The 26059-nt window shown below is 45.7% G+C and carries 22 protein-coding genes and 1 riboswitch; of the genes, 14 read left to right on the plus strand and 8 right to left on the minus strand.

Annotation, left to right across the window (positions count from 1 at the left end; all coding sequences use genetic code 11):
- Positions 1-141: 141 nt before the first annotated feature.
- From JMA39_RS02305 to JMA39_RS02325, 5 genes are all read left to right on the plus strand, one after another.
- Positions 142-1434: a serine/threonine transporter gene (locus JMA39_RS02305; protein ID WP_202720212.1), complete on the plus strand. Its 1293-nt coding sequence runs from the start codon at positions 142-144 to the stop codon at positions 1432-1434.
- Between the two features lie 618 nt (positions 1435-2052).
- The gene (locus JMA39_RS02310; RefSeq protein ID WP_237732538.1) at positions 2053-2439 is read left to right on the plus strand and encodes a hypothetical protein; all 387 of its coding nucleotides are present in this window, start codon (positions 2053-2055) and stop codon (positions 2437-2439) included.
- A complete protein-coding gene (locus JMA39_RS02315; RefSeq protein ID WP_202720213.1) occupies positions 2436-2807 on the plus strand; it encodes a hypothetical protein in 372 nt (123 codons plus the stop codon). Before JMA39_RS02310 ends, JMA39_RS02315 begins: the two co-directional genes overlap by 4 nt.
- Before the next feature lie 584 nt (positions 2808-3391).
- Positions 3392-4549 carry an iron-containing alcohol dehydrogenase gene (locus JMA39_RS02320; RefSeq protein ID WP_237732539.1) on the plus strand — a complete coding sequence of 386 codons (1158 nt, stop codon included), beginning with the start codon at positions 3392-3394 and terminating at the stop codon, positions 4547-4549.
- Positions 4550-5604: 1055 nt separating this feature from the next.
- Positions 5605-5997: a hypothetical protein gene (locus JMA39_RS02325; protein WP_202720215.1), complete on the plus strand. Its 393-nt coding sequence runs from the start codon at positions 5605-5607 to the stop codon at positions 5995-5997.
- 26 nt (positions 5998-6023) lie between these two features.
- On the opposite strand, the gene JMA39_RS21275 is transcribed toward JMA39_RS02325, so the two are convergent.
- Both JMA39_RS21275 and JMA39_RS02330 read right to left on the minus strand, forming a co-directional pair.
- Entirely contained in the window at positions 6024-6158 is a 135-nt protein-coding gene (locus JMA39_RS21275; RefSeq protein WP_256260991.1) for a hypothetical protein, read from the minus strand.
- A gap of 8 nt (positions 6159-6166) precedes the next feature.
- On the minus strand, positions 6167-6379 hold the full coding sequence (locus JMA39_RS02330) for a hypothetical protein (protein WP_202720367.1): 213 nt from the start codon (positions 6377-6379) through the stop codon (positions 6167-6169).
- Between the two features lie 77 nt (positions 6380-6456).
- On the opposite strand from JMA39_RS02330, the gene JMA39_RS02335 reads away from it, so the two are divergent.
- Positions 6457-6795: a hypothetical protein gene (locus JMA39_RS02335; protein ID WP_202720216.1), complete on the plus strand. Its 339-nt coding sequence runs from the start codon at positions 6457-6459 to the stop codon at positions 6793-6795.
- A 588-nt stretch (positions 6796-7383) separates the two neighbouring features.
- On the opposite strand, the gene JMA39_RS02340 is transcribed toward JMA39_RS02335, so the two are convergent.
- Positions 7384-9318, minus strand: a complete 1935-nt coding sequence (locus JMA39_RS02340) for a B12-binding domain-containing radical SAM protein (protein ID WP_202720217.1) — start codon at positions 9316-9318, stop codon at positions 7384-7386.
- 479 nt (positions 9319-9797) lie between these two features.
- Here JMA39_RS02340 and JMA39_RS02345 point away from each other — a divergent pair, with 479 nt between their 5' ends.
- Both JMA39_RS02345 and katG read left to right on the plus strand, forming a co-directional pair.
- On the plus strand, positions 9798-9941 hold the full coding sequence (locus JMA39_RS02345) for a hypothetical protein (RefSeq protein ID WP_202720218.1): 144 nt from the start codon (positions 9798-9800) through the stop codon (positions 9939-9941).
- 226 nt (positions 9942-10167) lie between these two features.
- A complete protein-coding gene (gene katG / locus JMA39_RS02350) occupies positions 10168-12324 on the plus strand; it encodes a catalase/peroxidase HPI (RefSeq protein WP_202720219.1) in 2157 nt (718 codons plus the stop codon).
- Positions 12325-12510: 186 nt separating this feature from the next.
- Here katG and fadE read toward each other — a convergent pair whose 3' ends face one another.
- Positions 12511-14958, minus strand: coding sequence for an acyl-CoA dehydrogenase FadE (fadE, locus tag JMA39_RS02355; RefSeq protein ID WP_202720220.1), 2448 nt, complete (start codon positions 14956-14958; stop codon positions 12511-12513).
- A gap of 243 nt (positions 14959-15201) precedes the next feature.
- Here fadE and JMA39_RS02360 point away from each other — a divergent pair, with 243 nt between their 5' ends.
- Entirely contained in the window at positions 15202-15987 is a 786-nt protein-coding gene (locus tag JMA39_RS02360; protein WP_202720221.1) for a class II glutamine amidotransferase, read from the plus strand.
- A 102-nt stretch (positions 15988-16089) separates the two neighbouring features.
- On the opposite strand, the gene JMA39_RS02365 is transcribed toward JMA39_RS02360, so the two are convergent.
- Together JMA39_RS02365 and JMA39_RS02370 are read right to left on the minus strand one after the other, a co-directional pair.
- Positions 16090-16878, minus strand: a complete 789-nt coding sequence (locus tag JMA39_RS02365) for a DUF3108 domain-containing protein (RefSeq protein ID WP_202720222.1) — start codon at positions 16876-16878, stop codon at positions 16090-16092.
- A 21-nt stretch (positions 16879-16899) separates the two neighbouring features.
- Positions 16900-17253: an MGMT family protein gene (locus JMA39_RS02370; protein ID WP_202720223.1), complete on the minus strand. Its 354-nt coding sequence runs from the start codon at positions 17251-17253 to the stop codon at positions 16900-16902.
- 211 nt (positions 17254-17464) lie between these two features.
- Between JMA39_RS02370 and JMA39_RS02375 the strand changes: the two genes are divergently transcribed.
- On the plus strand, positions 17465-18136 hold the full coding sequence (locus JMA39_RS02375; protein ID WP_202720224.1) for a hypothetical protein: 672 nt from the start codon (positions 17465-17467) through the stop codon (positions 18134-18136).
- A 120-nt stretch (positions 18137-18256) separates the two neighbouring features.
- On the opposite strand, the gene JMA39_RS02380 is transcribed toward JMA39_RS02375, so the two are convergent.
- Positions 18257-19978 (minus strand): MFS transporter, encoded by a 1722-nt coding sequence (locus JMA39_RS02380; protein ID WP_202720225.1) that lies wholly within the window; start codon positions 19976-19978, stop codon positions 18257-18259.
- A 291-nt stretch (positions 19979-20269) separates the two neighbouring features.
- Between JMA39_RS02380 and def the strand changes: the two genes are divergently transcribed.
- Together def and JMA39_RS02390 are read left to right on the plus strand one after the other, a co-directional pair.
- Positions 20270-20761 carry a peptide deformylase gene (def, locus tag JMA39_RS02385; protein ID WP_202720226.1) on the plus strand — a complete coding sequence of 164 codons (492 nt, stop codon included), beginning with the start codon at positions 20270-20272 and terminating at the stop codon, positions 20759-20761.
- A 71-nt stretch (positions 20762-20832) separates the two neighbouring features.
- On the plus strand, positions 20833-21447 hold the full coding sequence (locus JMA39_RS02390; RefSeq protein ID WP_202720227.1) for a tRNA-uridine aminocarboxypropyltransferase: 615 nt from the start codon (positions 20833-20835) through the stop codon (positions 21445-21447).
- An 85-nt stretch (positions 21448-21532) separates the two neighbouring features.
- Here JMA39_RS02390 and trhA read toward each other — a convergent pair whose 3' ends face one another.
- Positions 21533-22228, minus strand: coding sequence for a PAQR family membrane homeostasis protein TrhA (trhA, locus tag JMA39_RS02395; RefSeq protein ID WP_202720359.1), 696 nt, complete (start codon positions 22226-22228; stop codon positions 21533-21535).
- 388 nt (positions 22229-22616) lie between these two features.
- Here trhA and JMA39_RS02400 point away from each other — a divergent pair, with 388 nt between their 5' ends.
- Entirely contained in the window at positions 22617-23651 is a 1035-nt protein-coding gene (locus JMA39_RS02400) for a hypothetical protein (RefSeq protein WP_202720228.1), read from the plus strand.
- A gap of 163 nt (positions 23652-23814) precedes the next feature.
- Positions 23815-23913, plus strand: a riboswitch (TPP riboswitch).
- Between the two features lie 144 nt (positions 23914-24057).
- Positions 24058-26058, plus strand: coding sequence for a phosphomethylpyrimidine synthase ThiC (gene thiC, locus JMA39_RS02405; RefSeq protein WP_237732542.1), 2001 nt, complete (start codon positions 24058-24060; stop codon positions 26056-26058).
- The last annotated feature ends 1 nt before the right edge of the window (position 26059 follow it).

Consider the following 26059-nt stretch of genomic DNA (forward strand, 5'->3'; position numbering starts at 1 on the left):
TCACTCTTTGTGGTTAAACTCCCTATCTTATGTTGCCTGAGTCGCTGAGGTTGATATTTTCGGCGGCTTTTAGCTGTGATTTAGATATGAAAACAGAACCCTTAAAAGGTTATATAAAAACCGTCTAAGGAGATGTCCATAATGGACTCTGTAATTAACAAAACTGAAAATACCCCGGTACAACTCGAGGTTAAATCAAGCTGGAGCAAGAGCGATACTCTGTGGGTATTGGGCCTCTATGGTACGGCTGTGGGGGCGGGCACGCTTTTCCTGCCAATTAATGCGGCTCAAGGTGGCTTAATTCCTCTCTTAATCATGGCACTCCTAGCACTGCCAATGACCTTCTTCGCTCATCGCGGATTAACACGTTTTGTGCTTTCGGGCTCAAATCCAGAGGCTGGGATCACCGAAGTGGTAGAGGAACATTTTGGTGTCGGTATGGGCAAGGTTATCACCTTACTCTATTTCTTTGCTATCTACCCCATTTTGCTCGTTTACAGTGTTGCACTAACCAATACTGTTGAAAGCTTTATGCAGCATCAGCTAAGTATTACTCCGCCTAACCGCGCAACTTTAGCCTTAATCTTGATTATTGGCTTGATTGCCGTGGTTCGCTTAGGTGAGCAGTTAATTATCAAAGCGATGAGTGTGCTGGTTTTCCCATTCGTTGCTGTACTTTTACTGCTCTCCGTTTATCTAATCCCTTACTGGAACACGTCTATATTTAGCAATGTGATGCCAGCAGAGGGAGGTATAAGCACCATCTTAATGGCATTGTGGTTGATACTGCCGGTGATGGTATTCTCATTTAACCATTCTCCGGTTATCTCCGCTTTTGCAGTAGACCGTAGGAAACTTCACGGTGATAATACCGACAAGCAGTGCTCACGGATCTTAGCTTTCAGCCATATTCTTATGGTTGTCACTGTGATGTTCTTCGTATTTAGTTGTGTGTTTAGCCTTTCGCCTGCCAACTTAGCCGAGGCGAAAGCGCAAAATGTGTCGATATTAACTTATCTGGCAAACCATTTTGATACGCCTATTATCGCCTATGTTGCGCCTATTGTTGCGATCATCGCTATCACTAAGTCATTCTTTGGCCACTATATCGGGGCGAGTGAAGGCTTTAATGGCTTAATCATTAAGGCTGCACGCGGCAAGGGAAAAGAGGTTAACCCTGTCATTCTGAACCGTGTTACCGCTGGTTTTATGCTATTGACCACGTGGGCCGTAGCCACAATCAACCCGAATATTTTGGGAATGATTGAAAGCCTAGGTGGTCCAATTATTGCGCTGCTGCTATTTATCATGCCTATGTATGCCATCATGAAAGTGCCTGCGATGAAGCAATACTCAGGTGCTATAAGCAATGTTTTTGTGGTGATTATCGGATTGGTATCAATCTCAGCAATCTTCTATTCATTGGTGCAGTAAAACGACAAAGAGGGCAAGAGCCATGGGTTTTTGCTCTCTTTTCCTGCTTTTTCGCCTTCTGCTGACTGACCTAGTCCGTTCATTCTACGCTGTACTTTTTAAGTCGATAGTGCAGAGCTTCCTGCTAAAAGAAAATAGTTGAGCTTACCAAGATTATAAAACAGTCAGTTAGATTGCTTAAAATCTATAGAACATCACTATTTCTCCGATGATTTACTCTTACTTTAACTCTCAGTTTCACTCTTGTCTCTGACAGTGAACCTGCTTAGTGAAGCTAAGAGGCAGATTGCTCAGTGAACGATTAGTTGTCACGGTAGAGCAATCTATCTTATTGATTATTAGTGATTCTGTGCAGTGGTTATTATTGGCTTTGCAATTTTAAACGGACTATCGGTTAGTATTTTTTACGCAACAGACTCCTTATTTGATTGCCGCGACAACAAGCAAACAGAGAGAGAACTTGTTGTTTTTTCAGCGCCCGAGCTGCGAACTGCGTTCAGCTTGCGTTCATCTTCGCACTGGCCTACTAGCGCCATCAGCAAATAATCACTGAAACTTACTCACTTGGTGTGAAGTGCTAAACTTCACAGCAGGTGTCATTGGGCAAAGGTTGAGGATATGGAGAAATTTATGCATCGCACCTCAAATATATTATTACTTGTCGCAATAACGGTATTGGCAACACCTGTCTTGGCTGATGAACCGCAGCAGGATGTTTTGCTAAAAGAAGAGCAAATTGATACAGGACTGAAGAATTTCGGCTATCAGACAGGTTTAGCACTGGGTTGTGTGGCCGCAGAACAACGCGCACAATTAGAAACCGAGGCAATGAATATCAATAGCGAAATCAGCCGTACCCTAGGTGGTGACCGAGCGTTTCTCTATGCCGCTAGCTTTGGATACGGCAGCAATATCGAACTCAATGTGCAGGAGTGCACAGAAGCGTTGGCAAACTTTGAAAAACGTGCCGCAGCTTTTTACCAAGACACGAGAGGCGAGAAATGAAACAAGGCCTGACACTCGCCCTGGCAGTATTAATGATTGCTGGTCTAGGGAGCTTTGATGCTAATGCTGGCCGCTATGAAGTGCGCAAAGAGATCCGTGAGGGGATCCGCGAAGTCAACCGCGAAAAGCGCGAAGCCGCCCGAGAAGTACTACGTTGCAAGACCCGCAAATGTGCCAGACGTGAAATTCGTGAGGGTTACCGAGAGGTCGCCAGAGAAAAACGCGAAGCTCGCCGTGAAATCCGTCATGCGTTGCATGATAATCGCCATCACCATAGGCCAAATAATAGGGATAATTTCCTGACTGGTGTCATAGTGGGCGGGGCGATTATTGGCGCCGCAACCGCAATCGCCAACGATAATAACTGAGTCTATGGCATAGTCTCCCAAGCTTGATAGCAAGCTCTGTTTGGCGCTGCTGCCCAATGAATGGCAACGGGCAGCAAGGAGTAACATGTTCAGAGAATGTATTTAACCGCAAGGACGCGGTTATTCTAGGTAGACATCATTACATAAGTCTCTTTACTGTGACTCCATAGTGGTTTGTCTCTCTACTAACTTTGCTTTAAACCTTCGTGAAAATTGCCCCGCAAACCGTCCTTCAAACTGTTCTTCAAACGGCTCTGTAAACAGCTCAGTAAACAGCGCTGAAATCGCCTTGCTAAACTGCTCAATTTATCTTCTAAATTGCCGCCAACCTGTTAGAGTAGTTATTCTACAAAAGAGTGGACATCTTTCGGTGAACATTGAAACCAATCGAGTTTTACTATCGCCTCACGCTTTATCAAAGAGATGAAATGGATTAACTCTTCGAGAAAGACACTAGAGACAAAAACAAAAACCGACACAAAAGATAAAAAGACAAAGGGACAGTTGCCATGGATCACAATACTAAAAGTAGGCTTTTTCCTCTTCAGGTTTCGGCATATAAGGGCTATATGAAGGCGTTGAAGTTGGCGGCCAAGATAATCCCCATGCCTAAGCCCACCCTGTTTACCGGCGCAGGTTCATCATTAGAGCTGTGTGAAGCCATTGCTTATATGGGGATGAAGAGGGTACTGATTGTCACCGACAGCGTTTTGATCAACTTGGGGCTTTTAGATGCGATTAAAAATCGCCTATCGGACACTGGTGTTGAATATGTCATCTATGATGGTGTGCTGCCCGATCCTACTTATACTCAGGTTGAGTCAGGCTTAGCCCTCTATCAGCGTCATAGTTGCGATGCCATCTTAGCCGTCGGCGGCGGATCGCCGATAGATGCGGCAAAAGTGATCGCCGCAAGAGTGAATAATCATCGAAAGATAGCCAAACTCACCGGGCTATTTCGGGTATGGAGAACGCCGGCGCCACTATTTGTCATACCGACAACGGCGGGAACGGGCTCAGAGGTGACTATCGCCGCAGTGGTATCCGATCCCTTGACTCATAAGAAGACACCGCTTATCGATCCCAAGCTTGTGCCTATGATGGCAGCACTGGATGCATCGTTAATGACAGGACTGCCACCCCATGTGACGAGCGCAACCGGGATGGATGCACTGACACATGCCGTCGAGGCGTTTATCTCCATGAATGCCTCAGCAGATACCGATGCCTACGCGATAGCAGCGACGCGCCTAATCATGGAGAATTTATCGGAAGTGGTTGAAGACGGTAGCGATATCGAGGCGCGGCACAATATGGCGATGGCCTCCTATTACGCGGGGCTAGCGTTTACCAAGGCAAGTTTGGGTTATGTGCACGCTATCTCCCACAATCTGGGGGCTAAATATGGCACCCCCCACGGTCTAGCCAATGCCATCGTATTACCCTATGTACTTAATTATTCAAAAGAGGCCGCCGCGCCCCGTCTGGCCAGACTTTCACGGGCCTGTGGTCTTGGTAAAGAAAGTGATGGTGATGAAATGTTGGCGCAGGGATTTATCGAGCATATTCAGGGGATGCTGAAAGAGTACGGTATCGCACCGCAGCTCGATGCCCTTAAAGTTGAAGATGTGCCCGAGTTAGCTAGAGCGGCGCTGAAGGAAGCGCACTTTAACTATCCTGTGCCCAAATATATGGATCAGCTTCAGTGTGAGGCGCTCATCAGGCAGATGCTAGTAGTGTAATAGCTAGCGGCTACCTGTTTTGTGCTGTGGCTATCAGCTGGAACTATCAAGCTTCGCTTGACGAAAGTCGTAGCGCTTCGCCCACACCCGAGGCAAGGGGGAAAGCGCTTGTCCCCCTTAACGAACCCTCAGCGCCCCAGACGAAGTTGTCTTCCTCGTACTTATTCGAAATAACCTAACACTTCCGATGGGGCATCTGATGTGAATGGATTCATAAATGCCGTGATGGCATGGATGCCAAAGAACGACCTGCCCCGCGAAAGCTAACCCGACATCCGTGTCGGGTTTACACAATTGATTCCAACGCACTTCGGTAACTCCGATGAGGGATTGGTGTTTTCTGTATGTGCCGTAACTCAGTTTTGCCTCAAAGTTGATTAGCCTTCGAATGAAGGCTGATTACATTTTTCTCTAAGCAATAGCTACGGGGAAGTATGTTATATGTTTTAGCTTCATAGTTATCAATCGCCTCCAGCGGGGTATGTGCAGACACTGCTGCGAGACGCTGCAAGTACAATCCCTGTAAGCTCTGCGATGACATCCATGTCATCGAAGCCCGCAGCCGTATCTACACTGGATGTTTTCCTTCTTCAAGTTAAGCTTTGGTGGTTCAATTTCTAAATTGAAAATGCCCCAATACGAGCTAGCGGGAGAAATTTCTACGCCTGAGAACTCAAATAGCGGCTTATATTTCTTAATGTCTTGGGCAATCAGAGCAGACTTTAAAGTACTAGATAGATACACAGTTATAATTTTACGCTGATGAATCGTGAGTAAAGTGAGCAAAAATCGGGTGCTTTATGCTCGATAAACTTCTACTTTTCTGATAACTTCTTGAATTTACGGTAATTGATAAAAGGTTGTAGAGACCTCTACATCAAGGCGCTCACTTTTGCGGGCTTGATATTAATAAAATTGGTCTTAAGGATTCGCTTTGTCTTTATTAAACAATTGCTTAGGTTGACGCGGCAGCTACTAAGTTGAATTTGAACCGGAACATTATCGAGCCGCTATATAATAAGCTGTTATAAGTCTAAATCTAGCATGGAGTGCTAATGTCAGAATCATGTAGTTGCGGCGAGAAGGCCGAAATTGGTGCAACAGTTAAATTTCATTGTAAAACCTGTGCAAGTGTTATTGAAAAATTCACGGTGAAAAAGCCACTGAAAGCTGCAGGTATAGCGGCGATACTTGCTTATGGTGGTAGTCAATTTATTGATTATGCAATAACCGATAACCGTTATCCTCTAGACATCGAATACGCAGTTTTAGAAGCGTGCTCTAGTTCATATAAGGAACCGCTATCATATAGCAGTTATGGTTCCAAGAAGAAGTTATGTCTTTGTGCTTTTGAGGATACGATGAACGAAATTTCATATATTCGATACAAAGTTGATGAAGAAGGTTTTTTGAAAGCTTTTGAACGGAATGCTGAGCAATGTAAGTAGCTTGGGCAGGCCCAAGCTACTTTTATTTAATCATCCAAGTAATCGTCGTTGTTTGGATTATGGGCATCAGCCCAGTCATCCATATCAGCATCATTATTCGGATTATTGATATCAGACCAAAGGTCTAGCTCCTCGTCAGACATAGTTGATGTATCTGGCATAGATCCCCCTACTTGCTTTTTGGTGGATTGTTACCGCGATCACCGCCAGAAGGATTGCCAGTTTTACTTGGACCGTTAGGTGGAGGAGTGGAGCCTGATTGGCTTGCTGCAGATTGCGCTCTTGCAGCGAATGATCCTTTAGGGACTACTCCGCCATTTGCTTTTGCAGTTGCCGACTGAATTCGAGCAGCAGCGGCTTTTGACATTGAGTTTTTAGACATAATTTACTCCTATTGAGTTAAAGAATACTGTCCCCGCTGGGACAGCCAGTTAAAAGTAACAGAGGTACCAGAGACAAATGGGGACAACGGAGCTTCAGGAAGAAATTAAAAGGTTGTTAGGTAAGTTAAAGTGGTCGCAAAAAAGGCTTGGTCGAGAACTTTATTATGCAAAATATGATGACGATGATGTTGTTGAAATATGCCGTCATGAAGAAAAAGTAAAAAAAGATCTAATAAGAAAAAGCACTAAGACTGAGGTGTTACAATCCTACATGGATATCATTGTGAATCATGATGAATTTCAGAAACTTGATATCATGGTTCCTACATACCAAAAAACTGGTGTGTTAAGTGAACGTATAGAAAGTGGTATGAATAATATTTCAAAGCTGGTTGGTGATCTAATTTCTAAGTAAACGACTTATAACAAGGCAATAAAGTCGGATTCGTAACAGCTTGCTCGGTTCCACTTTGTTTCACATTTTAGCAAGCTATTACTCACCGCTTATTGGAGCGTTACCGTATATCCACTTTCCATACGTTACCTAATAAGACTCATCACTTTAAGAGCTTTAACACTAACAAGCTTCTGTCCAAAAATGAGTTTGTAATATCTGAGGGAGTGAATTCGTGAGATGAATGGTCAGATGTCGCTGCGGCTGTGGGCTTCGGTTTCAAGGATGAAACCGTAGAGCGGCCATGGAGGGCTTTACAGCGTTCCACAGAAGTAGCGACATGAGAGCTTACTAAGAGCTCTAGTTGCCTTTCTTGTGGTGAGCCGCTTTTGTCCAAAACTGAGCCGCAGCAATTTGTGATTGCTGTTTTCAAAAAGGCCAATGTGGATATATAGCACTATCTATGCAGCGAGTTTGACTCTATACGGTTTAAGGCCACTTTCTTTTTAATAAGAAAGTGGCCTTTTTGATAGGTTAACGCTATTGGTAGTCAGCAGGCTATTTACAGCTGAGGGCTCTTAACTGCAGTTGGCCCTCAATCGTAGAAGGTTAGTCTTCACTGCTGTCGATTAGGTTGTTAATCGCTCTTGAGACAAGATCTTTTTTCATCTGCGTGGGGGTAACTTTCTGGTTAAACCAGAAGCTCATTGGCTGGTCAAAGCCGATGCCGTGCATATAGTTGTAGATTGCCTTTCGTAGCCCCTCGCCAAGCATCTCATGATCGGTACCAGTTGGGTCGGTGAACTCGACATCGTTTTCAGCGAATAAGATCTCAGGACGCTCAGTAAGCGTGATACCAAACTTTTCAGGGTTCATGCCAACAGGGCTGTGAACCGTGGCGACAAATCGATGCCAGTAAGCTGACTGGAAACAACCTTGCTGCATCATCTGACGCACCATCTCTAACGAATCGACCGTTTCCTGCTCAGTTTGGGTCGGGAAACCATACATTAAATAGGCGTGAACCAATATTCCGGCATCGCTGAAGGCCTTGGTTACCTGAGCGACTCGCTCAACACTGACGCCTTTCTTCATTAGCTTCAATAGTCGATCTGATGCTACTTCAAGGCCGCCGCTTACTGCGATACAACCTGAATCTGCCAGCAATTGGCAACGCGCTTGGCTAAAGGTTCTCTCGAAACGAATATTGCCCCACCAGCTGATCACCACATTGCGTTCAATGAGTCGTTTTGCAAGCGCAAATAAAAGCTTTGGCGGTAGCGCTTCATCGACAAAGTGGAAGCCGGTCTCGCCAGTTTCTTCGATGAGTTGCTCGATTCTATCCACGAGCGCATCGGCGCTTGCGGCGTCAAAACGGCCGATATAGTCGAGGCTAACATCGCAAAAACTGCATTTACGCCAGTAACAGCCATGGGCGATGGTCAGTTTATTCCAGCGGCCATCACTCCAAATGCGGTGCATCGGGTTGAGCATTTCACATAAAGACAGGTATTCACCTAAAGGCAGGCCGTCGTACACGGGGGCACCCACGTCAGTTTGTGGAATATCTTGCAGCTCTGCATTTTCATTGAAGTGTACGTAGATCTCGCCACTGTCATTTTGGGCGAGGAAGTAGGTGCGCACCAGCTCATCGACATCACGTTTGCCTTCAAAGTATTCCAGCAAGGTGATAAAAGGTCGCTCGCCATCATCGAGACAGATAAAATCGACAAACTCAAACACTCTTGGATCTTTGAGTGCTCGCAGCTCGGTATTGATAAAACCGCCGCCCATTACGATAGGGAGCTCTGGATTGATCGCTTTACAGGTTTGCGCAATGCGCAGGGCGCCTAACATATTGCCGGGGAAGGGCACGGTTAACGCCACGACACTCGGTTGCGTCTCTTCCAAATACTGCTCAACTAATTGTTCTAAGATCTCTGAGCTGAAACTTGGTTCATCCATCAAGGTATCGTAGAGGTTGTCAAAGCTTGGGTTAGCCGCCGCTAATTGCTCGCCATAACGGCTCACTTCAAAGTAGGGATCGACCCCCTGAGTAATGACGCTCGACAGATCATTGATAAACAGGGTCGCCAGATACTTGGCCTTATCTTGCACGCCTAAATTGCCAAAGGCTGCTTGCAGCACATCGCCAGATACCGCTTCCATCTGCGCAATTGCGTCAAATGCTGGGCCTTCTGGTAAAAAACGACGGGAGTTAATACGCAGTGCTAGGCTTGGATCTTTACCCTGTAAGAAGCGAATAGCTGGCTCAACGGCGAGGTGGTAACGGTCAAACTCCGCCAAAAAGTTAAAGATGACATCGGGCAGTTCATCGTCTTCAAAGTGTTCGAAGTTTTGTTCCACATGCTGACGAATAATCTCCAGCGCTGGCGCCGTCATCATCTCTAGGAAAAGCTCAATAGCAGGATCTCGCTGCACCGCCTCATAGCCTTGAGAGCGTAGAAACCCGGTTAAATACGCTGTCGCCGGATACGGCGTATTCAGCTGGGTCATAGGTGGAGTCATTAGAAGAACGGTCATAACCTGCCTTTAAATAGTCATACGAAATAGCCTGTATAAATAAACGGTCTAAAAAAGGTACTGTCTGAAAATACACTGTACAAAACTCGACAATGCTAAACCATCAGTGAATAACCGTTATTGATAACAGAGCGCGGCTGCAAGCCTTAGTGTCAGGGTTGTTGCCAAAAATAATGGGGGATTCTAACAAATGTACTTAGCAAAAACCCGTAAATTAGCGAATGACGGGCGGGTTTATCTGCCAATCTTTTTAGGTTTTGCCGAATAACAATAGAAAAGTAACTGTTGTTGCTCTTGATAATGACTTTTTCATTGCGTAAAGCGATTTTTGATCGGTTAGAGTTAACCTCTACTCTTGGAGCGAATTGGGTCGACATCGAGCTTAACCATTCTTTCAGTTATTCACCTTGAATTAATTTGCCAAAAATCGTTCTGAGTAGATCAACTTCTTATACTGATTGGTATTAGAGGCGGTCGCATTGGAAGAGCGGTTAATTTTCTTCGATCCGGCTTGCTATAAGCATGTGTTCTTCCATAGAACAGTGGTCGAGCAACTTGTGAAGGCCAACATAAAGGGAGTTGAGTTTATCGCGGCCGAAGGTTACTCAGATTTTGTACCTTAAGCGTCACGAGTCATTGCAAATAATCAACTCAAGCCTTCAACTCTCATGTTCTCTAAAACAACCCAAAAAGTTTACTTGCTTAGTTTAACGGTTATCAGTTAAAGGTTTACATATTCGCTTATCGAAAATTCAGAATAAACAACTACACTAGTTAAACCTTTAACCCTATACATACCAAGAATTAGCCGATTTGGTAATAACTTGCTAAATATTTAGGAGATAGCCTATGCCTAACAATAAATGTCCGGTGATACATGGCGCCACCACTGAAATCAGTATGTCAAATATGGAGTGGTGGCCTAAGGCGCTAAATCTCGATATTTTGCATCAGCATGACAGTAAAACTAACCCTATGAGTGCAGGTTTTAACTATCGTGAACAGGTCAAATTATTAGATGTAGATTCACTTAAAAAAGATCTTCATGCGCTGATGACTGATAGCCAAGCTTGGTGGCCAGCTGACTGGGGTCATTATGGTGGGCTAATGATCCGTTTATCATGGCATGCAGCAGGGACTTACCGTACGGCCGATGGACGAGGTGGAGCAGGTAGGGGAAATCAGCGTTTTGCCCCGCTAAACTCTTGGCCGGACAATGTTAATCTAGATAAGGCTCGTCGCTTGCTTTGGCCAATAAAGAAGAAATATGGCAACAAGCTGAGTTGGGCTGATTTAATTGCTTATGCAGGCACCATAGCTTATGAATCAATGGGTCTTAAAACCTTTGGTTTTGCCTTCGGCCGTGAAGATATCTGGCATCCTGAAAAGGATATTTACTGGGGAGCAGAAAAGGAGTGGCTGGCACCGAGCGGCAGTGAAGGGAGTCGTTACTCTGGGGAACGCAATCTTGAAAACCCATTAGCTTCTGTGATGATGGGGCTTATTTACGTTAACCCTGAAGGTGTCGATGGTCATCCGAACCCACTTAAAACCGCCAATGATGTTCGCGTTACCTTTAGTCGTATGGCGATGAATGATGAGGAAACCGTTGCGCTAACCGCTGGTGGTCATACCGTGGGTAAATGCCACGGCAATGGAGATGCTGCGCTGTTAGGGCCTGTCCCAGAAGGGGCTGATATAGAAGATCAAGGCTTGGGTTGGATAAACAAAAGCCAGCGTGGCATAGGCCGTGACACTGTATCTAGTGGACTTGAGGGCGCGTGGACAACGCACCCGACTCAATGGGACAACGGTTATTTCACGCTATTACTTAATCATGAGTGGCAGCTGAGTAAAAGCCCTGCAGGAGCTTGGCAGTGGGAGCCTATCAATATTAAAGAGGAGGACAAGCCAGTCGATGTTGAGGATCTGACCCATCGCTATAATCCAATTATGACTGATGCCGATATGGCGATGAAGTTGGATCCCGATTACCAGAAGATTTCTGCACGATTCTACAAGGACCCTGAATACTTTTCAGATGTGTTTGCTAGAACGTGGTTTAAGCTGACCCACCGTGATATGGGGCCGAAAACAAGGTACATAGGCCCTGATGTTCCAGCAGAAGATCTCCTTTGGCAAGATCCTGTGCCTAAAGGCTGCACTAATTATGATGTTGAGGCGGTTAAGGCACAAATAGCGGCAAGTGGTCTGAGTGTTAGCGATATGGTTACCACAGCCTGGGATAGCGCAAGAACCTTCCGCGGCTCAGATCTTCGCGGTGGGGCTAATGGGGCAAGGATCCGTTTGGCACCACAAAGAGACTGGCAAGGCAATGAACCTGAAAGACTCAATAGAGTACTCGCGGTGCTTGAACCCATTGCTGCGCAAAATGGTGTCAGTGTGGCTGATGTCATTGTGCTTGCGGGTAATCTTGGTGTTGAGCAGGCCGCTAAAGCAGCAGGCTTTGCAATAAAGGTCCCGTTTTCGTCTGGTCGCGGAGACGCTACTGCTGAAATGACCGATGTTGAGTCTTTCCATGTGTTAGAGCCGCTTCATGATGGTTATCGTAATTGGTTAAAGAGTGATTATGCCGTCAGCGCTGAAGAGTTGATGCTTGATCAAACGCAACTGTTAGGGCTTACAGCGCAAGAGATGACGGTGCTGCTTGGTGGTATGCGCGTGTTGGGTACGAATTACGCCGGTGTGAGCCATGGTGTGTTCACCGAACGTCTAGGCGCACTGACAAATGACTTCTTTGTTAATCTGACCGACATGAATAACGCGTGGCAACCTTTAGGTAGCAATCTTTATGAGATCAGTGATCGCGAAACGGCAAAGGTTAAGTGGACGGCGACTCGGGTTGATCTTGTGTTTGGCTCTAACTCAATCCTTCGGGCCTATGCAGAGGTCTACGCTCAAGATGATAATCAACAAAAGTTTGTGGAGGACTTTATTGCAGTGTGGACAAAGGTGATGAACTCAGACCGCTTCGATCTAAGCTAGTTGGTTATCTATTCGTTGACTTACTTTGCATGAGCTTGATGCTTGGTAACAGATGTTTGATAACTGATATTAGATAACTGATATTAGATAACTGATATTTGATAAGAGATGTCTGATAAAAAAAGAGTTCTAAATAATTTAGAACTCTTTTTTGTTGTGCTTATGACTTAGGTATATAAATAATACTTACGCCGCTTGCACCTCTTTTGTGTATTCAAGCGTGCGTGCTTTTAACTCTTCATGGTCAAAATCATCGACGTTGATAGACTTCATGCGGCCAATCTCGGCGCGCTCAAGTAGCGCAACTTCCTCTTCGCTCAGTACCCCTAGGGCTTTACCTTCGGCGGCAACTTTATCTAACCACATGAAGGGGAGGCGTTTACCTGCAGCCTTACAGACTTTGTCGTAGATAGGCTCAGAGGCGATAATATCTTTAAAGGTCTGCTCTTGAATACCAACGGCGTTATGCTCACTCGGTGTCCAAAATTGTCCCTTACCTAAACGCTCACGGCTTGCACAAGGTGTTTGCATGATTTTAGCCACCTTGTGGTCAAGCACATCGCTTGGACGCTTAAGAGGGCGACCAAACGGGAAGATAACCGCGCGCAGTGCAATGCCGAGTCCCATTGGGAAGTTATCTAACAGATCATCGAGTGAAGACTGTAGCTTATACAGTGAATCCTCAACGGCCCACTGTACTAACGGTAGATCTTCGGTAAGGCGGCCCTCATCTTCATAACGCTTAAGAGTTGCTGATGCCAAATAAAGCTGACTCAGTAGGTCGCCTAGGCGCGCCGAAATACGCTCTTTACGCTTAAGGTTACCACCCAAGGTTGCCATCGCTAAGTCCGATAGCAGGGCCAAGTTGGCACTAAAGCGGTTCATCTGCTGATAGTAACGCTTGGTCTTATCAGCATAAGGGACGTTAGAGAAGTAGCTAGAAGTTAAGCCCATCCACAAGCTACGAACTAGGTTGCTGGTGGTAAATCCGATATGACCAAAGATAGCGGCGTCAAAGTCGCGTAGGCCTTTGTTTGCATCCGGATCAAACGCCGACTCCATCTCGGCTAAGACATAGGGATGACAGCGGATTGCGCCTTGACCATAGATGATCATCGAGCGGGTAAGAATGTTGGCTCCCTCTACGGTAATAGCGATAGGAGCAGCCTGATAGCCACGACCTAGGTAGTTATTTGGGCCTAAACACACGCCCTTACCACCATGAATGTCCATGGCATCGATGACGCATCGCTGCATTCTGTCAGTCAGGTGATATTTAACGATTGCAGAGATCACCGATGGCTTTTCGCCAAGGTCGATACCTGTGGTGGTCAGAGTGGTTACCGCATCCATCAGGTAGGCGTTACCACCGATGCGCGCCATCGGCTCTTCAATTCCTTCTAGCTTTCCGATAGGTAGCTTAAATTGGCGACGAATGCGAGCATAGGCACCCGTTGCAACGGCCGCAGTCTTAATGCCGCCTGCCGAATTTGACGGTAGGGTGATACCACGGCCAACCGATAGACACTCAACCAGCATTCTCCAGCCTTGGCCAGCCATCTCGGCGCCACCAATGATGAAACTGAGTGGTACAAACACATCTTTGCCGCGGGTTGGACCATTTTGGAACATGCAGTTTAGTGGGAAGTGACGACGGCCTGTTTCAACACCATCGACATCAGTTGGAATAAGTGCGCAGGTGATCCCTAGCTCTTCTTGGCTACCGAGCAATTGGTCAGGATCGCGCAGCTTAAAGGCGAGGCCTAATACCGTTGCAGTGGGTGCTAGGGTAATATAACGTTTGTTCCAGGTGAGCTTCATACCCAGCACTTCTTCGCCTTCCCATTCCCCTTTACAGACAATGCCGTAATCGGGAATCGCACCCGCATCGCTGCCTGCTTCTGGGCTAGTGAGGGCGAAACAGGGGACTTCTAAACCTTTAGCAAGGCGCGGAAGGTAATACTCTTGCTGAGCCTGGGTACCGTAATGCTGCAAAAGTTCACCTGGGCCTAATGAGTTAGGCACACCAACCGTTGAAGCCAGCTCGCTGCTTAAGCCTGCAAGCTTTTGCAGTACGCGTGATTGTGCGTAGGCAGAATATTCTAAACCACCAAATTTCTTTTTGATGATCATCGCAAAGAAACCGTTATCTTTCAGGTATTGCCACACCTCTTCAGGCAGATCTGCTAACTCATGAGAAACTTGGTGTTGATTTACCATACGGCAAACTTCTTCGACTGGACCGTCGAGAAAGGCTTGCTCTTCGGCGCTTAAGCTAGCTTTTGGGTAGTTATGTAGCTTGCTCCAATCTGGCTTGCCTGCAAATAGGTCCGCTTCCCACCAGGTGGTTCCCGCTTCGATAGCTTCTTTTTCTGTCGAAGACATCTCAGGCATGATCCCACGATACATTTTCAATAATGGGCGGGTAATGACATTTTGTCTGAATGAGCTGATATTAAGAGGGAGAGCAATGGCAAGAAACACTACCCATAGTAATGGGCTTACGCTGGCGGCGCCGGTTCCGATTGCCAATACAATCGCGGTGCCTAAGGTGGCGGTGAGCAAAGCGACTCTTAGATAAGCGAAGGCGCCTATCGTAAAAATCATCGCCAAGATCCATAGTAGGGTAGTCACTGTAATTCTCCTTATATGTGTGACCGATAGTTAACCTAAAGGCACTTATTTTGAGGTTGACATCACAATTATAGTGCGTGGTCAGACCTGTGTCTCATAAAATCTAAACCTTAGTTAATTTTAATACAAGATTTTTTTAAACAAATGTTTAAATTTATTTCTCATCGACTAAGCATTCCACTGCAGCTATCAAGTGGTTAGAATATAATGATATAGAGGTAGTGATTGAACGGGATTGAATTAATGTGCGAGTTGCTGGCCATGAGTGCCAATGTTCCGACAGATATTGTATTTAGTTTTACAGGATTAGCACAAAGAGGTGGTGTCACTGGGCCTCACGTCGATGGTTGGGGGATCACTTTTTACGAAGGTAAGGGCAATCGTACCTTTAAAGATGCACGCCCTAGCAGTGAATCCCATGTTGCGCAGCTCATTAAGTCCTATCCGATAAAGAGTGAAGTGGTCGTGAGTCATATCCGCCAAGCTAACCGCGGATGTGTGTCATTAGAAAACACCCACCCTTTTACTCGAGAACTTTGGGGGCAATATTGGACCTATGCTCACAACGGCCAACTGAGTGACTATGAACAAAAGTTTGTATCGACACGTTTTACTGCTGTGGGGGACACCGACAGTGAGATGGCATTCTGCTGGATCATGGACAAAGTCGTGGAGAAGTTTGGTGATAAGGCTCCCAACGACAGGTTGGCTGTATATCACTATATTTCGACGTTAGCGGATGAAATTCGCGCCTTAGGTGTGTTTAACATGATCTTAAGTGATGGCGAGCACCTAATGAGTTACTGCAGCAATAATCTCTGTTATATCACTCGCCGCGCGCCCTTTGGTAAAGCAAAGCTTATCGACACCGATGTGGTAATCGATTTCGATAAAGAAACTACTCCGAATGATGTGGTAACTGTCATCGCCACACGTCCATTGACCAATAATGAGCAGTGGAATGTGCTGAGTCCAGGCGAATGGAAGTTATTTAAGAAGGGCGAGCTTATTAGTTCATCTGCTCCCTAATCTATCCTGAAATTAAAAAGCTCGCTAAGGCTAACTTAGCGAGCTTTTTTGTTATCTCTAGCTCAGAAATGAGAAGTGTCTTGTCGCTCGCCTTCTTAACGTTTACTCGCCTTCTTCATTACTGGCATCATCGTTCAGTTGTGCCTGCTTTGTGGCCGGTGTATTTGTTGGCGATGTTGGCTCAAAACGATAATTGAGCAGTTTAATGTCTAGCTGTTTGCTGCCTTTTTCGAAATGGGTTAGCCGTATTGGCAGGTAGCTGAGCTCTGGCGCCATCCAGAAGAAGGTTTGGCGTTTTTTGCTATCGCGTACGACCTCAAACTTGATGGTTTGATAACTGCCACTGTCGATATTGACGCGCTCTTTACCCACAATCTTAAAGGCGTAATCATCGACTTCGCCCTCTTTGACCATAGTGTAATGCAATTCATCTTTATGGGCCTGCATGTCGAGCCTAAACTGCAGCTGCACCATCAGTGGGTCGAACAGATCGTTGTCGTAGGGGAACTGAGCGCGCTCCTCTTTATAGCGGCTATGAACCACATTTTGCCCTTTAGCAAAGGCGGCTTGCTCTCTAAAACTGGGTCCTGTTCCGGTTCGCTCGACAGAGTAGCGCATAGGCACCAGTTGGTTGTCATCCTCTAAGGTAAAATCGCTACGGATATGGCGTTTATCGGACAGCATTAATAGCCCGATATCACTATCGAAACGATACTGGAAGAAGTTACCTTGGGGCGCATCGAGAATATAACGGGCACGGCCGAGTTCTATACTGCCGTAATTGACTTGATACTCTGCAGTATGAGGCGTGAGTGCCGTCGTTTCGGCAAGTGTTGAACTGCTTGCAAATAACAGGCTGATGGCGAATAGGGTCGGAAATTTTTTAGCCAAATATAACTCCTTACTCGCTTTCTAATATGGCATTGAAAGCACTAATGTTGCGATATCGGGTTGCCACTCATAGTCAGACAACTTAACTCTGCCACGGTTCACTATAATTCCTTCTGCACGCAGGCTCTGCATCTGCTCTATAAAGGGGGGCGTATGCTCTGCAAAGGATATTTTTCCCTGACTATTAATGACTCTATGCCAAGGAAGCGCCATCTCGGGTGGCGCCGCGCGTAATGCCTTTGAGACCAAGCGCGCCCGACCGGGCAGGCCTGCTAAATCAGCGACCTTACCGTAAGAATAGACCTTACCTTCAGGGATCATAGACACTATGTGCCAAATTTTAGCCATCGGTGAGGGTTTATTGCTAACTTGCATGAATAATGATTTCCTTTGTTACGGTAAATTCTAACGGCAATAAGATCAACTCACTGATCTGTTTGTAACCATTAAGCGCAGCATGCTGGTTGCACCTGTTAACCGGTTGGTTGTGGTGAATGTTTTGGTTAATCGGTTGTAATATAAAGTAAAACCCCTTGCTGAGTCTTGATGCTAAAGTAATAATAGCGCTTTTTTACCGGTATATATAATGTCAGTAAAGGCGTTCACTCCTTTTGTAGGCTCTTTGTTATTTCTTTCTGCTATTTCTGCGCCGATTTATGCCAATGATTTTAGGCATATTGCCGATCCACTTAATTTAAATGATTCGCTTTACTTAGGCTTCGACGGAGATGTGTTTAAACTCGGGGGAAGTTTTGCCACGAGTCATCAAAAGTTTTCCGCCAATACCAACTTAGGTGGCGATAAGTGGCATTTAGGCTATCTGTATTCCACTAACCAGCTGAACCTTAGAGCCTCGGTTCAACATGGCAAAACAGATACCCCACAGGGCAAAGCCAGCCATTATCAGTATCAACTAGGTTTAATGACCGAGCATCAAGGTTGGTTTGCGACTCAGCTCTTCACCGAACTCGCTGTAAATCACCTAGCAGTAAAATCCTATAAAGATAGCACTGCTGCGAATGTGAATATGACGCTACTTAAGCCGATGACTGAGCATTGGTATAGTGAGTTTTTTGCACAGGGCAACATGGGAATAGATGGCGTAGAGCGTTATGAAGCCAGAAGTTGGCTAGCGCTAGGTTATCAAATTAACCCGCAGTGGTCTTGGGTTGTACGTTATCAGTATGATTGGGAAAAGCTAGAGCGTTTTGAAAGTGAAGATACACAATGGGTGTTTGCGGTGCGCTCACAATTCTAACATTTTGACTCTAGATGCTCGCTTGGCTTCTAAATAAAATGCCCATGTAACTGAGTACACGGGCATGTTCCTTTTCACTAGACCTGTTTTATCAAGTCAGATATATCTTATTAAAGTCGCTTAGCTTGCCTGAGCAAGTGGCGTTTCGGCTTCATTATCTGCCTGTGGCGTAGTACCAAACTTGTGGAACATCACTAGACCAAACGCTGTTAATAGACCAAAGCCGCCAATGATGTACCACATCATATCTGGGCGACCGGCACCTTTGGCCACCTCTGCATATAGGTAACCCGATAGTGGACCGGCAAGCAAAAAGCCTATTGCTGAAGAAACGAAGTAATAACCCATAAACATGGCTTTTTTATCATGTGGTGCGAAGCTCGCGACATACTCTTGGCTTTTAGGTGAAGCTACCATCTCGCCAACGGAGAAGACCAAAATGGAGGTTAATACCATAGTGCCGCCCATGATAGCACCGTGAGCTATGCCGCCAATGGCGGTACCTAGCGCGAGGATAATGGTGCCACCCACTAGGACTGGCAGGGCCTGGAAGCGCTCGACAAAACGACTGATCATCAACTGCATCAATACAATGGATAGGAAGTTAAGTCCAATGAGGTACTCAGGGTTAATCTGGCGATACTCACTAGCCCAACTCTGTGCGTATTGAGCCGCAGCCGCTGGCGTTTGTGCGATAGCTGCAAAGGCTTGACTGATCTCAGCTGTCGGTACCATCACCTTAGTATGAACCAATTCAAAATAAGCTTGTTTCACATTGAGTGTTCCGGCGTTTACCTCAAGGCTTAAGCGGGTCAACTCTGCCTGCAACAGACCTAAATCTACAGGCGCAAAGAACTGCAGCAGATCAGGGTGGCCTGCAAGCATCAAGACCAGATCTGAGGTGTCGACAAAGTCACGAATATAGATAGGCAGGGTGATAAAGATCTGTTGATAGACCATCCACATGCCAGATAGGATAAGTAGGTAGATCACGAAGGGTTTATTTCCTAGGCTGATCTTTTGAGCGTACCAAGGGGCTTGTTTCTTAGAGGAGGCGAGCTTATCCCAGATGAGATGAGCGCTGAACCAAACGGCATAGGTGATTAATGTGGTTTGCCCTGAAATCCATTTCGCACCGTAAGACATTAAGATAATTAAGGTGCCGAAAAACAAGATAGCAAAGCGGGCATTGCCTAATACTTCCTGGATATCTTGGAATACCGCTTTAAGGGGTTTACCTTTTTGTTGATTCTGATCCGTAGGCTCTTTATAGAAGAAGTAAGCTGGGATGAAGTTCACCGCAATCCAAAACGCTGACATGATAAAGACCCAATCCCAGCTGATGGCTCTGACATAACCTGCGATAAATGGCCCTAAGAAACCACCAATATTGACCATCATATAGAAGATCCCGAAGCCTAAACCACGGTTGGTCTCATCGGTTGTCCGTGCCACAGTGCCTGTGACAACGGGTTTAAAGCAGGCGGCGCCCACAGCCACCCCCATAAAGGCGACAAAGAATCCCATAAAGGTATCGACTTGCCCAAGTAAATAATAACTTGGGCACATGATGGCGTAGGCGACGAGGAACATCTTCCGGTAACCATAACGGTCAGCAAGGGCACCAGTTAATACTGGGAATAGGTAGAGAAAGAAGGGGATCATACCCTGAAGTAAACCACGCTCTTGCTCGGAGAAGCCTAAGCCACCTTGATTTTGCGGTGAGGTCATATAGAGAGAAGAGAGAGCAAAAAATCCATACCAGGCAAGGCGCTCAAAGATCTCCATGGTATTGGCAACAAAGAATGTAGGGGGTAGCGCAGTGCGTCCTGCTGGGGTCATATTATTATCCGTATATTTTATACATTTTGAATTATGCTAACACATGTTATGAGAAAGTGGAGCTTATTGTTCAAAATAGAAGCGGATTATCGGAGTAAGTAACGCAAAAAGTAGTTCAGTAATAAAGTGCAGTAAAAAGTGCTGAATTATTGCCAAAGAGTGCCATAACAAGGGAAAGTCGAGGTATAAGTACAGGGAGGTGAGAGTTAAATTCCTGTTAGAGTTGCCTTTGCGCTTGATTCGGTCATAATAGCGCGAAATTTTTTAGTTTACTTTTAGTGTGATAATAATATGGCAGTGTTAGACATTTTAACGATCCCCGATGAGCGCCTAAAACGCAAAGCGGTTGCTGTTACAGATATTGAGTCTGTTCAAGGTTTTATCGATGATCTGATTGAGACTATGTATGACACCGATGACGGTATCGGCCTAGCAGCAACTCAGGTTGGTAGCCAGCACGCTATCTTGGTTATCGACCTATCTGATGAACGCGATCAGCCAATGGTACTGATTAATCCTGAGATTGTTGAGTCTCGTGGTGAATACCAAGGCGAAGAGGGTTGTCTATCAATTCCAGGTTATCGCGCTAAAGTGAATCGCCACGAAGGCGTGAAGGTGACGGCACTGGATCGTCACGGTAAAGCATTCGAAATCGATACCGATGAGTTCCTCGCGATTGTGTTACAGCATGAGATGGATCACCTTAATGGTATCGTGTTTACCGATCATCTTTCGATGCTGAAGCAGCAGGTCGCGCTGAAGAAAGTTAAAAAGTACAAGTAAACAACCCCTTTGCTCGTAAGCCATTAACGGCTTAAAATGAAATCACAGTTGTAAAATGAAGCGCGCCTCTTATGAGGGGCGCTTTTTTATGGTTCATTGGGCTTTATCGGGTCTGTCAGCTGCAGCTTAAGTCCGTTTCGGTATATACTCAGGCCGTCGTTAAATTAAGAGTCCGTCCATTGCAGGTAATATTACTAACCCATGAGCGAGAAGCCAGCCGTCCTACCAATACTGGCAATATTGCCCTTCAGTATTTTCCACAATATTGCCAAAGAATAACCTGGTCACGGGTGGCGCCTTCGCCAGAGTTGTTGGCGAAGTTAGAAGATCCTGAGACTGCACTGTTATTTCCAGAAGATGAGACTGATGATCGTTCTAAAGAGAATTTGAGCCAAACAGTGCAACAATCTTTTTGTGGTGAGCAATTGTCATCACTACCGAAAACCTTAGTGATTTTGGATGCGACCTGGCAAGAAGCGCGTAAGATGCTGCGTCAAAGCCCCTACTTGAAGACTGCGAGATGGTTTTCCCTAGCCGAAACTCCTAAGTCGCAGTTTAGCTTGCGCCGTAATCAAATCGAGGGAGGGTTATGCACACTCGAGTGTATTATCGAGTTGTTTAAACAAGCGAATATGCTTGATGAGGCTGCGCAATTAACTGAAGCGTTTCAGGAGTTTTGTCAGTGACCCTGTTTAGAGATTGCTGTTAACGGAAAATCTATAATAAAAAGGCACTTAACGTGCCTTTTTACATTTGAAGATGGATAAAATCTCAAATCACCGTTAAGTAGATACATAGGAAATGGCATATCGCACCCCCTAAGACGAATAGATGCCAGATAGCGTGATTGAAGGGAATACGTTTAGCGACGTAAAAAATCACTCCTAGGCTGTAAAATAAGCCGCCTGCAAGTAACAGGTTAAAGCCCAAATCAGACATATTAGCGATCAGCTCTTGCATAACGGTTACACATAGCCAGCCCATCACTAAGTACAGCACAAGACTAAATGCCTTAAAACGACCAATAAACAGTGTTTTAAATAAAATTCCACCGATTGCTAGCGACCAAATGGCCAACAGCACTCGATCGGCATCACCACTATTTAAGGTGATCAGCATCAACGGGGTATAGGTGCCTGCAATGAGCAGATAGATGGCGCAGTGATCGGCAATCTTGAGTTGATGTTTTAACAAAGGAGAGGTAGCACTGTGATAGAGGGTTGAGCACAGAAACAGTAAAATAATGCTACAGCAGTAAACAACCACACCTGTTAACTGAACAAAACTTAGGTGGTCATAACCTTTTATAAGGCACAAAATCAGCCCTATGATCCCTGCAATCACACCAATTCCGTGACTAATGCTGTTAGCCCGCTCTTCATTTACACAGTAATTTGCAGATGTGATCTGCTTGCCTTCTTGCTGAGTTGGCTGATTGTCTGAAACTGTCGCTTGTTCTACTGGCATCGTATAAAAGACTTCTGGTTTGACCACAATTAAGGGCAGTTTAACAGTTTTCAATGGAAAAGCCACAGTTTAAGCGAACACGTGTACGCTAAGCTTGATGTGTTTAGTGATGGCTGTTTTCACTAGCTAGTTGTATGAGCCCTTTGTATGAGTCCTTTGCACTAAGGCTAACATTAGTCCTTATGTACATATTCCATTCGTCAGTAGTCATAGTTGTTCGTCATATTAGTTAATCATAATTAGTTAATCATAGTACTCGGGGTCATTTAATAATCAGTGTAGAGATAGTCGAAGCGACTTGCCTTAAAATAATGTTGAACCAATGTAAACTGCTTTTGCTCTAAGCTGTTGTCACGATAGGAGTTCGCAACATAAAGGAATGAAGCGATTGAGGTTAGCTAGACCGCAGGCACAGGAAATTGAACAGCAGGTCGAAAATGATTTATGCCCTTATGTGCCAATGATAAACAGCTTTGTCGCTCATAGAACACTCTTGATAAAAGATGATGTGATTACAGGGCTTTATGGCGCTCAGGATTGTCATTTTAAACAGAGCTTCACTCAAGTGAATACGGCGAGCGAAACACTGCAAAGTCATAACAAAGTCACACATCAATTCAAAGCCTTACCTGTGACTATGTTAGTACTGTTATTGCATCTACTTGGCATACTGCTCATTAATCAGTTGTGGTCGGCAAGAGTGCCAAGGCTCAAAGATGCACCGACGGTGAAAATTCAATCTTATCTTTATCAGGCGCCACAAACATCCCTGACGCTAGAATCTGAGTCTGAGCAAGAGCTTCTGTCTGCATCAAAATCTCAATCAGAGTTAGCCGCAACGCTTGCCAAAGAGTTGACAACTGAGCAGAAATCCATTGCTGTCTCGCCCCAATCGAAGGGTAAACCAAAAGCCGTATCTGTCGCGTCACAATTACAGCTTCAACAACAAACAAGGCCGATGGTTAGCATACAGGCTAATAGTCGTAGGGCTGATAAAAAAGAGCAAGCGTCTCATTTCACCGATGCGAGCAAAGAGAGTGATCGACCTAACGTCAGCCGATTTACTCAATCGTACTTAGAAAAGCAAAGAGCCAATCAACTCGATACACTGATCGTCGATAGGGCTAGGCGGTATACTCAAAAGCGTTCACTCAGTGAGATGGACGCTGACATGCAGGAGCTGATTTTTCCTGAGGTGGATGAGTACAGCAAAGTGGTTTCGACAGACCACAGACTAGACCCTAACCGCATCGTGAGACACGGTGATACCTGCTATCGAATCGTCAAGGTACCCACCCAGCTAAACCCCTATGCAGAAAATATCGGTTATGCATTTAATTGTGGTGGAGATAAGGTAAAAAAAGCGATCAATGATGCGATTGCTGCACGGCTGGAAAAGCTCATGTTACCAATAAAACAGTAAAACTTAGTTGATAAATATTCATCTAAATTTTACTTTAATCAGCTATCTAGTTTTATTTGATTTAAATACAAAGTGTTGTGCTTCATTGTTTTTGATGGCTACTCTGACTGCTTTTGATAACTTGAGCCTTGTATCCAACAAGCCGATAGGTCTATACTGCCAGCTCATCTTGTCGGAGTGCCATATGGCTGAGACCGTTAATTCGGGATCCGTTGAACCTGATCAGGCTAGAACCTGCGAAGGAAACAAGCGAAATAACTGTATAAAACGACTTTTAAATAAGCTCAAAACAGCATTTCGGTAGTTACGTGTCACTGGCGTTTATTCGCTAAGGGATCCGTTCAACTTTCACATTCTCATCTCTCCTGACAAGCAACTTCATTTCTTATAAAAAGTGAGTTTGCTAATGTCAAATCGTCGCGAAACCCGAGCTCAAGCTCAACAATTTATCGATAACCTAAAGCCACTACAGCACCCTAATTCTGAGAAAATTTACCTTGAGGGAAGTCGAGCCGACCTCAAAGTAGGTATGCGTCAGATCCACCAAGCCGATACCTTAGTGGGCGGTACGGAAGATGAGCCAGTTTTTGAAGCTAATCCTCCGTTAAGAGTCTATGACTGCGCCGGAGCTTACTCAGATCCCGATGCAAATATCGATGTGCATCGAGGGCTAGATAAGCTACGTGCTAACTGGATTACAGAGCGTGATGATACGCAGCAACTTGCAGGTGCAAGCTCAGGCTTTACTCAGCAGCGTTTGGCCGATGACGGGTTAGATCATCTAAGATTTGAGTCTCTGATCCCACCGCGCCGCGCTAAAGCCGGTAAGCGAGTAACCCAGCTTCATTATGCTCGCCAAGGGATCATCACTCCTGAGATGGAGTATATCGCCATTCGTGAAAATATGGCGATGGCTGAGGTGGGTGATCCTATCTTGACCCAAAAAGATTGCGGCGAAAGTTTTGGTGCTGTGATTGGAGAGCCGATCACAGCTGAGTTCGTTAGGCAAGAGGTCGCCCGCGGCCGAGCGATTATCCCACTGAATATTAACCACCCTGAAGCCGAACCCATGATTATCGGCCGTAACTTCTTGGTTAAAGTGAATGCCAATATCGGAAATTCGGCGGTGACCTCATCCATTGAAGAGGAGGTTGAGAAGCTAGTATGGTCGACGCGCTGGGGCGCAGACACCGTAATGGACTTGTCGACGGGTCGCTATATTCACGAGACTAGAGAGTGGATTATTCGTAACTCTCCAGTGCCAATCGGGACTGTGCCAATCTATCAAGCCCTTGAAAAAGTTAACGGTGTTGCAGAAGATCTTAATTGGCAGACATTCCGTGACACCTTGGTAGAGCAAGCCGAGCAGGGGGTCGACTACTTCACTATTCATGCAGGTGTATTGCTGCGTTATGTACCTATGACGGCAAAACGGTTAACCGGAATCGTTTCGCGCGGCGGCTCTATCATGGCCAAATGGTGTCTGTCGCACCATAAAGAGAACTTTCTCTATGCCCATTTCAGAGAGATCTGTGAGATCTGCGCCGCCTATGACGTGTCGCTGTCACTAGGGGACGGGATGCGTCCGGGCTCGATTGCCGATGCTAACGATGAAGCGCAGTTTGCTGAGTTGGAAACCTTAGGTGAGTTGGTGAAAATTGCTTGGGAATATGACGTGCAGACCATCATCGAAGGACCTGGTCATATTCCAATGAATCTCATTAAAGAGAACATGGATAAACAACTTGAGCTCTGCGATGAGGCGCCATTTTACACATTAGGGCCGCAGACGACCGATATTGCGCCGGGTTACGATCATTTCACGTCGGGCATAGGTGCCGCGATGATCGCTTGGTATGGTTGTGCCATGCTCTGTTATGTGACGCCAAAAGAGCATCTAGGTCTGCCTAACAAAGAAGATGTAAAACAAGGACTCATTACTTATAAGATTGCAGCGCACGCAGGCGATGTGGCGAAAGGCCATCCGAGCGCGCAGATCCGCGATAATGCACTGTCTAAGGCGCGTTTCGAGTTTCGCTGGGAAGATCAGTATAACTTAGGCTTAGATCCTGAAACGGCGCGCGCTTTTCATGATGAGTCTCTGCCGCAGGAGTCGGCTAAAGTCGCTCATTTCTGCTCCATGTGTGGTCCAAAATTTTGCTCGATGAAGATCACCCAAGAGGTGCGGGATTACGCCGCAGCCAAAGAGCGAGATGAGCAAGCTAAAGCTATCCAAATCGAGTCGGCAGATGCCTATGACTCCTACACGAACCAAGCCTCAGAGCTAAGCTTATCCGCTCAACGAGCGCGGGGAATGGCACAGATGTCAGCCGAGTTTAAAGCCAAGGGAGCAGAGCTTTATCATGAAGCGAGTGATAAGCAACTTGATGCTGCGTTAGAGGATTAGT

Source organism: Shewanella schlegeliana (genome assembly GCF_016765635.1).
Classification (GTDB): Bacteria; Pseudomonadota; Gammaproteobacteria; order Enterobacterales; family Shewanellaceae; genus Shewanella; species Shewanella schlegeliana.

Coding starts and splice junctions, on each gene's coding strand:
- JMA39_RS02325 (WP_202720215.1), top strand. CDS start 5,605: ATGTCAGAATCATGTAGTTGCGGCGAGAAGGCCGAAATTGGTGCAACA.
- JMA39_RS02380 (WP_202720225.1), bottom strand. CDS start 19,978: ATGACCCCAGCAGGACGCACTGCGCTACCCCCTACATTCTTTGTTGCC.
- JMA39_RS02340 (WP_202720217.1), bottom strand. CDS start 9,318: ATGACCGTTCTTCTAATGACTCCACCTATGACCCAGCTGAATACGCCG.
- katG (WP_202720219.1), top strand. CDS start 10,168: ATGCCTAACAATAAATGTCCGGTGATACATGGCGCCACCACTGAAATC.
- thiC (WP_237732542.1), top strand. CDS start 24,058: ATGTCAAATCGTCGCGAAACCCGAGCTCAAGCTCAACAATTTATCGAT.
- JMA39_RS02335 (WP_202720216.1), top strand. CDS start 6,457: ATGGGGACAACGGAGCTTCAGGAAGAAATTAAAAGGTTGTTAGGTAAG.
- JMA39_RS02360 (WP_202720221.1), top strand. CDS start 15,202: ATGTGCGAGTTGCTGGCCATGAGTGCCAATGTTCCGACAGATATTGTA.
- JMA39_RS02305 (WP_202720212.1), top strand. CDS start 142: ATGGACTCTGTAATTAACAAAACTGAAAATACCCCGGTACAACTCGAG.
- JMA39_RS02330 (WP_202720367.1), bottom strand. CDS start 6,379: ATGTCTAAAAACTCAATGTCAAAAGCCGCTGCTGCTCGAATTCAGTCG.
- def (WP_202720226.1), top strand. CDS start 20,270: ATGGCAGTGTTAGACATTTTAACGATCCCCGATGAGCGCCTAAAACGC.
- JMA39_RS02315 (WP_202720213.1), top strand. CDS start 2,436: ATGAAACAAGGCCTGACACTCGCCCTGGCAGTATTAATGATTGCTGGT.
- JMA39_RS21275 (WP_256260991.1), bottom strand. CDS start 6,158: ATGCCAGATACATCAACTATGTCTGACGAGGAGCTAGACCTTTGGTCT.
- JMA39_RS02370 (WP_202720223.1), bottom strand. CDS start 17,253: ATGCAAGTTAGCAATAAACCCTCACCGATGGCTAAAATTTGGCACATA.
- JMA39_RS02310 (WP_237732538.1), top strand. CDS start 2,053: ATGGAGAAATTTATGCATCGCACCTCAAATATATTATTACTTGTCGCA.
- JMA39_RS02375 (WP_202720224.1), top strand. CDS start 17,465: ATGTCAGTAAAGGCGTTCACTCCTTTTGTAGGCTCTTTGTTATTTCTT.
- JMA39_RS02390 (WP_202720227.1), top strand. CDS start 20,833: ATGAGGGGCGCTTTTTTATGGTTCATTGGGCTTTATCGGGTCTGTCAG.
- trhA (WP_202720359.1), bottom strand. CDS start 22,228: ATGCCAGTAGAACAAGCGACAGTTTCAGACAATCAGCCAACTCAGCAA.